9 protein-coding genes are annotated in these 6,037 nt (G+C 69.8%); 4 read left to right on the forward strand and 5 right to left on the reverse strand.

Features of this window, described 5'->3' with window-relative positions:
- On the forward strand, positions 1 to 289 hold a 289-nt coding region (locus AC1DVZ_RS18530), incomplete at its 5' end, for an SDR family oxidoreductase (protein WP_477619672.1).
- Here the strand turns inward: AC1DVZ_RS18530 and AC1DVZ_RS18535 are convergent.
- Positions 262 to 840 carry a nitroreductase family deazaflavin-dependent oxidoreductase gene (locus AC1DVZ_RS18535; RefSeq protein WP_477619673.1) on the reverse strand — a complete coding sequence of 193 codons (579 nt, stop codon included), beginning with the start codon at positions 838 to 840 and terminating at the stop codon, positions 262 to 264. The two genes, AC1DVZ_RS18530 and AC1DVZ_RS18535, sit on opposite strands and share 28 nt — an antisense overlap.
- A 100-nt stretch (positions 841 to 940) precedes the next feature.
- On the opposite strand from AC1DVZ_RS18535, the gene AC1DVZ_RS18540 reads away from it, so the two are divergent.
- Complete coding sequence (locus tag AC1DVZ_RS18540) at positions 941 to 1,324, forward strand: ArsR/SmtB family transcription factor (protein WP_477619674.1); 384 nt, start codon at positions 941 to 943, stop codon at positions 1,322 to 1,324.
- On the forward strand, positions 1,321 to 1,815 hold the full coding sequence (locus AC1DVZ_RS18545) for an SRPBCC family protein (RefSeq protein WP_477619675.1): 495 nt from the start codon (positions 1,321 to 1,323) through the stop codon (positions 1,813 to 1,815). Before AC1DVZ_RS18540 ends, AC1DVZ_RS18545 begins: the two co-directional genes overlap by 4 nt.
- Positions 1,816 to 1,839: 24 nt before the next feature.
- Here AC1DVZ_RS18545 and AC1DVZ_RS18550 read toward each other — a convergent pair whose 3' ends face one another.
- The 4 genes from AC1DVZ_RS18550 to AC1DVZ_RS18565 form a co-directional block, all read right to left on the reverse strand.
- Positions 1,840 to 2,826: an NADPH:quinone oxidoreductase family protein gene (locus AC1DVZ_RS18550; protein WP_477619676.1), complete on the reverse strand. Its 987-nt coding sequence runs from the start codon at positions 2,824 to 2,826 to the stop codon at positions 1,840 to 1,842.
- A gap of 63 nt (positions 2,827 to 2,889) precedes the next feature.
- Positions 2,890 to 3,681 carry an SDR family oxidoreductase gene (locus tag AC1DVZ_RS18555; RefSeq protein ID WP_477619677.1) on the reverse strand — a complete coding sequence of 264 codons (792 nt, stop codon included), beginning with the start codon at positions 3,679 to 3,681 and terminating at the stop codon, positions 2,890 to 2,892.
- Positions 3,678 to 4,448: an SDR family oxidoreductase gene (locus AC1DVZ_RS18560; protein ID WP_477619678.1), complete on the reverse strand. Its 771-nt coding sequence runs from the start codon at positions 4,446 to 4,448 to the stop codon at positions 3,678 to 3,680. Before AC1DVZ_RS18560 ends, AC1DVZ_RS18555 begins: the two co-directional genes overlap by 4 nt.
- 1 nt (position 4,449) lies before the next feature.
- The gene (locus AC1DVZ_RS18565) at positions 4,450 to 5,595 is read right to left on the reverse strand and encodes an acyl-CoA dehydrogenase family protein (protein WP_477619679.1); all 1,146 of its coding nucleotides are present in this window, start codon (positions 5,593 to 5,595) and stop codon (positions 4,450 to 4,452) included.
- A gap of 63 nt (positions 5,596 to 5,658) precedes the next feature.
- Here AC1DVZ_RS18565 and AC1DVZ_RS18570 point away from each other — a divergent pair.
- Positions 5,659 to 6,037 (forward strand): TetR/AcrR family transcriptional regulator (locus AC1DVZ_RS18570; protein ID WP_477619680.1); only part of this gene is annotated, 379 nt, incomplete at its 3' end.

Here is a 6,037-nt window from a genome sequence, read left to right on the forward strand (position 1 = left end):
GGCGGGACTGCAGGGCTTCACCAAGACCCTGGCCATCGAGCTCGGGAAGTTCGGGGTGACCGCGAACGCCGTGGCGCCGGGGTTCATCCAGACCGAGATGACCAAGATGACGGCCGAGCGGCTCGGCGTCTCGTTCGAGGACTTCATCGCCCACTCGGCCGCGGCGATCCCCGTGCAGAGGGTCGGCCAGCCCGAGGACATCGCCGCCACCATCGCGTTCCTCTGCTCCGAGGACGCCGGCTTCGTCTCGGGCCAGGTCATCTACGTCGCGGGTGGCCCGCTCGACTGAGCGTTTCGGCTCGGCTGAGCGGTTCCGCTCGGCCGTGCGGTTCCGCTCGGCCGTGCGGTTCCGCTCGACGACGGTCGGAGGGCGACCATCGGGAGCTCGGCGACCATGCGCCGGCGGGCCACGGCGCTCCCGTCGTACCGCCAGCCGAGCAGGACGGTCAGCGTCCACCGCACCAGCGGCGCGATGAGCAGGTTGCGCCGCTCATAGGCGGCATAGACCCCTTCCGCCTCCTCGAGCCCCAGGACCCGGTATGCCGCGCGCCTGGGTCCGCGTCCGAAGTCCACCGCGGCGGGCCCGCCGGCTTCGAGGTTGCGGAACCAGTCGGCGCTCCTTCCGTAGCCGGACACCACGGTCGCCTCACCGGTCGACCTGTCGTAGCGCACCACCTCGACGACGACGCTGAAGCGCTCTCCACTACGTCGGCCGGTATGGGTGAGCCGCAGGAAGCGGTGGCCGAGGATCCAGCCGAAACCGTTGGCGTACAACGCGTTCGGGAGCGCGAAGAGGGCGCGCAGCCAGGGCTTGAGGTCCTGGCTGCGGGTTCCCGGCACGCGCCCACGCTACGCCGGGCACGCGGCATACCCCTTGACAGCCGGACGCCCTCGGGTTGATAGTTTCCTTAGCAGTTAATAAACCGATCGGTTAAGGATCATGGACCACGACCCGCTCAGCACCACCTTCGCCGCCTTGGCGGACCCCACGCGACGCGCCATCCTCGAGCGCCTCGCCGGGGGCGACCTCACGGTCGGGGAGCTCGCGGAGCCGTTCGCCATGACCCTGCCGGCCATCTCCAAGCACCTGTCCGTGCTGGAGCGGGCCGGGCTGATCGCCAAGGACCGTGACGGGCAGCGGCGCCACTGCCGGATCACCGCCACGCCACTGAAGAGCGCGACGTCGTGGCTCGAGGAGTACCGCCGCCACTGGGAGGCCAACCTCGACCACCTCGACGCCTACCTCACCCGCATCCAGGGAGCCGCCTCCCCGGTTGCACACCGCGACACACCCACCACCTCACCCCACGAGGAGAAGCCATGAGCAACACCGCTGCCGAAACCAACCAGCGCGCCACCGTCACCCACGAGGGAAGCGAGCTGGTCATCACGCGGACCTTCGCCGCCCCCGCAGCCCTGATCTACGAGGCGATGACCAACCCCGAGCACATCCGCCAGTGGTGGGGCGCCGGCCACGGCGAGGTCACCATCTGCGAGGTCGACCTCCGCGTCGGGGGTCGCTGGCACTTCGCCCAGGTGACCCCGGGGGGCCAGGAGGTGTCGTTCTCCGGCGAGTACCGCGAGCTCGACCCGCCGGACCGTCTCGTGCACACCGAGATCTTCGACAACATCCAGAGCCCGCCGTCGCTCATCGAGTCGACCTTCACCGAGCAGGACGGCCTGACGACGCTTCGGGCCGTGATCACGTACGACTCCCCCGAGACCGTCGAGATGGTGCTCGCCTCCGGCATGGAGGTCGGGCTCAACGACTCCTACGACGCCCTCGAGAAGGTCGCCCAGGGGCTCGCGGGCTGAGCGGGCGCCTGTCCGCAGCGGACGTCAGGCGCCGAGCACCACGATGCGTCCAGTGCTCTCTCCGGCCCCGAGCCGGGTGAGGGCACTGCGCGCATCCTCGAACGGCACCTGTTGGGAGACAAGGGGTTTGATGGCTCCCGTGGATGCCCACTTCCTCAGCTGGATGTGGGCAGCCTCAGCCACGACGTGGTCCCTCTGGAGGTAGAGCCCCCAGTGCAGACCCAGGATCGAGTAGTTCTTGACCAGGGCGTGGTTGAGTGCCGGCGACGGGATGGCCCCGCTGGTGAAGCCCACGACGACGATCCGCCCCTCGAAGGCGATGACCTTGGTCGACGCCTCGAAGGCGGCACCACCCACCGGGTCGAACACGACGTCGGCACCGTCGGGCCCCACCGCCTCCTTGAGGGCCGCCACGAGGTCGCCGGCGGAGCGGTCGACCACGACGTCCGCCCCCGCCTGGCGGGCGACGTCCGCCTTCGTGGCATTGCCGACCACGGCGACGACCCGCGCACCGAGGGCCTTGCCGACCTGCACCGCGGCCAGGCCGACGCCTCCCGCGGCGGCGTGCACCAGGAGCGTCTCGTCGGCCTGCAGGGCAGCCCGACGGACCAGCCCCACGTATGCCGTCTGGTAGCCGATCGTCAGGGCGCTCGCCTCGGCGTCGGAGAGCGACAGCGGTGCCGCGAAGGCGCCGGTCGCGGGCATGAGGCACACCTGGGCCAACCCGCCGTGGGGGACTGCCGTGGTGCCCACGACCCGGTCGGCCACGGCGAACCCCGTGACGCCTTCGCCCACCTCGAGCACCTCGGCGCAGACCTCGACGCCCGGGGTGTACGGGAGGTCCGGTCGCACCTGGTAGTGACCGCGTGCCATGAGCACGTCCGGGAAGTTCAGGGCAACGGCCAGCACGCGGACCACCAGGTGGCCGGGCTGGACGCGCGGCTGTGGGCGGTCGGTCAACCACATCACGTCAGCCGGCTCGCCGAGGGAGGTGACCTGCCACGCCTTCACGGAGTCTCCTGGTGTCAGTGTCAGTGTCGGTCGTGCCCATGGTGTCAGTCGGTGCCCCGGCTGTCAGTCGGTGCCCATCGTCACCGCCGGGAGGGCGGCCGCCATCCGGCGCATTCCGGCAAGCCAGCGGTCGGGGTCGGCTGCCCGACCGGCATACATCTCGGCGACCTCGGGGTGGGGCAGGACGAGGAACCGTCCGTCGTCCATCGCGGTGAAGAGGTCGCGCGCGACGTCATCGGGGTCGACCGCGCCCGGCTCCATGAGGGCCCTGCCGGCAGAACCGGAGTTCCACAGCATGTCGGTGCGCACCCCCTGGGGGCACACGGCATGGACCCGAATCCCCTTGTCGCCGTACGTCATCGATAGCCACTCCGCAAAGGCCAGGGCGGCGTGCTTGGTCACGGCGTAGGGAGCCGCACCCGGGATGGAGAGCAGGCCCGCCGCGGAGACGGTCGCGACGAACGTGCCGCTCCCCCGCTCGAGCCACTGAGGGACGAGCAGCTTGGCGGCACGGACGTGGGCCATCACGTTGACGTTCCACGACACCTCCCAGGCCTTCTCGTCCACTGCCTCGGTGCCACCGCGGGCCACGCCGGCGTTGGCGCAGAACACCTCGATCTCGCCCACGTGGTCACGGGCTGCGGCGACCAGCGCCGTGACACCCGCCTCGCTCGAGGCATCACCGGGGCAGGCGAAGGCCCCGAGCTCGCGGGCGGTGGACTCCGCTGCCTCCGCGTCGAGGTCGTTGACCACGACCGTGGCGCCCGCGGCCACGAACGCCTTGGCGTAGGCAGCGCCGATCCCCCTGCCCGCACCCGTCACGATGACCCCGCGCCCTGTCAGGTCAGGACTCACAGGCTGCCCCCGAGCGTGACGCCACCGTCGACGACGAGGGTCTGCCCGGTGACCCAGCTCGCGTCACGGGACAGCAGGAAGGACACGGCTCCCGCGACGTCCTCCGGCGCGCCGAGCCGCTTCAACGGGTAGGCCGCGGCGACCTTCTCCTCCCGGCCCTCGTAGAGGGCCTGGGCGAACTGGGTCTTCACGATCGCCGGGGCGACGGCGTTGACCCGGATGGCGGGTCCGAGCTGGTAGGCCAGCTCGACGGTGAGGTGGATCAGCGCGGCCTTGCTCACGGCATACCAACCGATGGTGCCGGTGGCGCCGAGCCCGGCGATGGACGCGACGTTCACCACCGCTCCTGGTCGATCGCCTCGGCCCAGCCCCGCGGTGACGGCCTTCTGGATCCACGAGAAGGCGGCCAGCACGTTGACGTCCATGATCTTGCGGGCGACGTCGAGCGGAGCGTCGAGCATCGGGCCGTAGGCCGGGTTGATGCCGGTGTTGTTGACCAGGTGGTCGAGTCCTCCGAACCGCTCGTGAGCGACCCGGATCACCTCGTCCTGGTGTGCCTCGTCTGCGGCATTTCCTGCCACACCAACGGCTTTCGACTCCCCGCCGAGGTGCTCGACGGCCTCGGCCAGCGCCTCGGGCTTGCGTGCCGTGATCACGACGCGGGCACCCTCGGCCACCAGCTTCTCGGCGATGCCGAGCCCGATACCTCGCGAGGCGCCGGTGACGATCGCGACCGTGCCCTCGTGGACCCCCTGTCCCGCGGTCACCTCAGAGCCCGAGGTCGCGGCCGATGAGCTCCTTCATGATTTCGTTCGACCCTGCCCAGATCTTCGAGACCCGGGCGTCGCGCCAGGCGCGGGCCACGCGGTACTCGTTCATGAAGCCGTAGCCACCGTAGAGCTGGACGCACTCGTCGAGGACGTCGTTCTGCACCTGGGCGGACCACCACTTCGCCTTCGCCGCGTCGACGGCGCTGAGCTTCTGCTCTGCGTGCGCCGCGATGCAGTCGTCGACGTAGGCCTGGGTGACCTCGAGCTTGGTCTGCAGCTCGGCCATCTTGAACTTGTTGTGCTGGAACGAGCCCACGGGCTGGCCGAACGCCTTGCGCTCCTTGGTGTACTCGACGGTCTCGCGGAAGATCTGGAAGGCGTGGGCGGTGTTGGCCACCGCCGCTCCGACCCGCTCCTGGGGCAGGCGCTGCATCATCGAGATGAAGCCGAGACCCTCGGCGCCCAGCCGGTTGGCGTCGGGGACGCGCACGGCCTCGAAGAAGAGCTCGGAGGTGTCCGCCTCCTCCTGCCCGACCTTGTCGAGCTTGCGACCACGGCTGAAGCCCTCCATGCCCGCCTCGACCATGAACAGGGTGATGCCCTTGGCGCCCTTGGTGGGGTCGGTCCGGGCGGCGACGATGACCAGGTCCGCCTGGTAGCCGTTGGTGATGAAGGTCTTGGAGCCGTTGAGCAGCCAGTCGTCGCCGTCGCGCACGGCGGTGGTCTTGAGGGCTGCGAGGTCGGAACCACCCGACGGCTCGGTCATCGCGATGGCGCAGATGAGATCACCGTTGGCCATGCCCGGCAGCCAGCGCTCCTTCTGCTCCTGCGTGCCGAGGTCGACGATGTAGGGCGGGCACACGTCGGAGTGGATCCCGAAGCAGGACGACACGGCGAAGTTGAAGCCGGCGATCTCCTCGGCAGCAATGGCGTTGAAGCGGTAGTCATCGGCACCCGCACCGCCGAACTCCTCCGGGATGTCGAGGCCGAACAGCCCCTGCTTGCCGGCTTCCTTCCAGATGTCGCGGTCGACCGACTTCACCTCGAGCATCTGCTCGGCACGCGGCTTCAGCGTGCGTTCGACGAACTCGCGGACGGAGCTGCGGAAGGACTCGTGGTCGGGACCGTACACATTGCGGGGCATGACATTCCTCCAAGGTGACTAAGCGCTTGCTTAGTGTGCGATGACTGGGGCATGCTGTCAACCATGTCCAGCCCCCTACGCACCGTGCCTGCGTTGTCGAACGACGCCGTCACGGACGCGCCCCACCGACTGCTCGAAGCAGCGGCCGAGGCGTTCGCCGACCGGGGCTTCCACGCGACCACCACGCGAGACATCGCGTCGCGGGCCGGGCTGTCCCCCGCAGGTGTCTACGTCCACTTCTCCTCAAAGGAGGAGCTGCTCTACCAGCTCAGTCGCGAGGGCCACGAGGTCGCCCGCGACATGCTGCTGGCGGCCGCGAGCGGTGCCGGCTCCCCGACCGAGGCACTGCGGGCGATCATGGGGCGGTTCGCGACCTGGCACGCCGAGCACTTCCGGGTGGCTCGCATCGTGCAGTACGAGTTCGCAAACCTCACCCCCGAGC

The organism is Pedococcus sp. P2_E5 (genome assembly GCF_056403895.1).